Source organism: Terrisporobacter muris, from assembly GCF_024621905.1.
In the GTDB taxonomy this organism is placed as follows: domain Bacteria; phylum Bacillota; class Clostridia; order Peptostreptococcales; family Peptostreptococcaceae; genus Terrisporobacter; species Terrisporobacter muris.
In genome coordinates, this window is record NZ_JANKBY010000382.1 from 1 (window position 1) to 2,982 (window position 2,982).

The 2,982-nt window shown below is 27.1% G+C and carries 2 protein-coding genes and 1 pseudogene; all 3 read right to left on the reverse strand.

Annotated features, from left to right (window positions below; translation table 11 throughout):
• Nucleotides 1-62: 62 nt before the first annotated feature.
• Nucleotides 63-503, reverse strand: a complete 441-nt coding sequence (locus tag NSA58_RS18085; protein ID WP_257560782.1) for a JAB domain-containing protein — start codon at nt 501-503, stop codon at nt 63-65.
• A gap of 746 nt (nt 504-1,249) precedes the next feature.
• Entirely contained in the window at nt 1,250-1,606 is a 357-nt protein-coding gene (locus NSA58_RS18090; protein WP_257560783.1) for a hypothetical protein, read from the reverse strand.
• Nucleotides 1,607-1,688: 82 nt separating this feature from the next.
• A pseudogene (locus tag NSA58_RS18095) lies at nt 1,689-2,982 on the reverse strand (hypothetical protein); the annotation flags it as partial.

The following is a 2,982-nucleotide window of genomic DNA, read 5'->3' on the forward strand; positions in this document are numbered from 1 at the left end:
TTATAAACTAAAACAAGACTACTTCTTGTTAAGATTTTTAATAAGAAGTAGTCTTGTTTTAGTTAAATAAGTAAGTTCTCTTTAAAGCTAAAATACAAATCATCACCTATTATTATATGGTCTAAAATTTCAATTCCTAAAATTTCTCCACACTTTATAAGTCTATTAGTTATATTTTTATCTTCATTTGAAGGTTCAATATTTCCAGAAGGGTGGTTATGTGCAATTATTATTTTATTAGCATTACTCAAAATTGAAGTTTTAAAAACTTCTCTTGGGTGTACTAAAGAACTATTTAATGTTCCTGTTGAAACTGTTGTTATGTTATTTATTTCATTTTTAGTATTAAGTGTTATTACCAAAAAATGCTCTCTATCTTCATATTCCAATAAGTCCCTTAAAACTTTGTAACAATCCCAAGGATTAGTTATTTTAACTTTGTACCTTTTCTCTGTTTCTTTATCTTTTACCATTTTTATTTTTACAATTTCTATACTTTTCATTTTTTAACTCTCCTTTTATCTTTTAAATTTTTAATAACTTGTAGGGTACTCATTGCCCCCCCAAGTCGAATGTTTCTTGTTGCCATAAAGCATTCAACTATGAGTGCTTCGTCAATAAAACGAAGTAAAAATTTTTATTGCAGAAAACTTGCTTTGCAGCAGTAAAAAATTTTATGGAGTGGCATTGATGAAGTAAGCGAATAGGTGATATGCTATTGGGGCAAGAAACGATTTTAAATAAAAAAAAATAAAAGCTATAGGTCCAATGTTCCAAACTTGTTTTGGATCAGTAGACCTATAGCTTTTATTTTCTTCCTTTTATGGGTGAAACGAAGTGAGGGATCTATCCCTTGAGTTAATGATTGAAGAGTAAATAATGACCATCTAAGTTCAATAAAATATTTATTTAGTTGGTTGAAGCATGAAAACAAATAAATAAATTAATTTTATTAGTGCTTAGATGCTTATTATTGAAGCGAAAAGCATGGTGGCTTTAGCCAAACTCTAAAATAAAAAGCCACTCCTAAAATAAGAGTGACTTTTATATTTTTTATTTAATTTATTGGAAAGTCATATTTTAAATCTATATCTAACTCATGTATATATTCTCATAATATGCTATATCATTTAATCATTTTTAACTTTATACTCTTCTTCATCTTCTTGATTAGTACTTATTAATATTTCTTCTTTATCTTCTTCATAAACTACTTTCATACTAAATACCTCCAAAATTAATATACTACTTAACTATAACAACCTAATATATCTCTTTCTTCATCAGTTAAATCATCTTCAATGCTAGTAACTGATACTTCATCATCTTTTTTTAAGTTACTTGTAGTATCTTTACTTTCTTTTTTTTCCTCAACTACTTTATCTTTTTTTACTTTAGGTCTACCACTTCTTTTAGTTTTAGCTCTTTCCTCATACTCTCCATATTCTGCATTTACAATCTCTTTTATAGTTGGATTTACATATGATTCTACTGCTTTTTCAACAATATCAACAATACTTGAACCTTCTAAACTTGATTGCATACTTAATAAAGCATATGTACGTTTTCTAAAATCTATTAACCTTTTAACCTTATCATCAGCCATGCTAAAATCTCCTTCAAATCAAATTCTATTAAATAGGTGAATAAATAGGTCTAAATCGACTTACTTATTCACCTATTCTATTTTAAGCTTTTACTGTGCTTTTCTTTTTAAGAACTTCAAATATCTTAGAATTTGTAAAGGCATATAAACCTTCACATTCAATAGTAACTGCATATGCTTCGTCTAAATATAATAAATTCATCTTGGCCCTATTACATATATTTTCTAATTTATCTTCAAGTGTATTTCTCATAAGGATTGACCCCCCTCCATACACAAGTATCATATCTACTTCATTGTTGGCCCTTTCTATCTCTCTTTTAGCATTTTTTAATATCTCTGCTGATTGTTTTTCTAAATGGAAGTCTAGTATATCTTTTGCTGATAGATGATACTTATGAGATGTATCTCTTATTATTTCACTAAATTTTTGTCTTGAATATGTAGATACTCCTATTTCTTCTTTAAATTCATCTAATGAATCATCTATTCCATGACCTACACCATTATTTGAGCCATGTATGAAATTAGGATCAAATTTCTTTCCTGTAGTTAATGGATATTCTGTTGTACCTTCTCCTATTGCTATATGTAAAATTCTTCTTTCAGAACCTTTAAAATAATCTTTATTTAATTTAATATTATATGCTTCTACTTTTTCATCATATTTGCTGTTATATTCATCAAAAACTTTATCATCTAGTGTTTCTAAAGCAAAAGTTGTTGATATACCCTCTTGTAATATCTTTACAAATTCAAATTCAATTTCTACTTTTACACTTTTTCTTGGTATTTCAACATTTAGTATATGTATTTCATCTGTAAACTTCTTTGCAAAATTTTCTGCTCTAGTTGAAGTATATTGATTTATTGGCAATGCTCCTGTCATATCAACTTTAACTTTTATGCTATCTTCTAATTTATTTTCTTTATATGCTTGTTTTACTGCATATCCTCCGATTTGAGCAAGTGTATTTATGAATACAATATCACTTTCTGCTTTATTATTATCAACTCCAACTTCTATACTTTTAACTGCTTGTCCACTTTTAAGTGCATAATTACCTATGTAATAAGTTCCTGTTGCTACTTCCTTTGATATTAAATTTATAACTAAATTATTTTCTATATTTTCAACAAATGTTTTTTGGTCTAATTCCTCAAGATTAGGTGTCTTTCTACTTCTTGATATAACATTTGGTTGACATATTTGATAACCATTAATTATTATATCGTGTTCACTATTTCCTTCTTCTATTTTTTCTGGATTTATTAAACCACAATTTCTAAGTACCACTCTTTGTTGCTTTTCTATAAATAATTTATCTTCATCTGATATTGCTAAATCATTAGCTATTTCCCCATTAACAAGATGT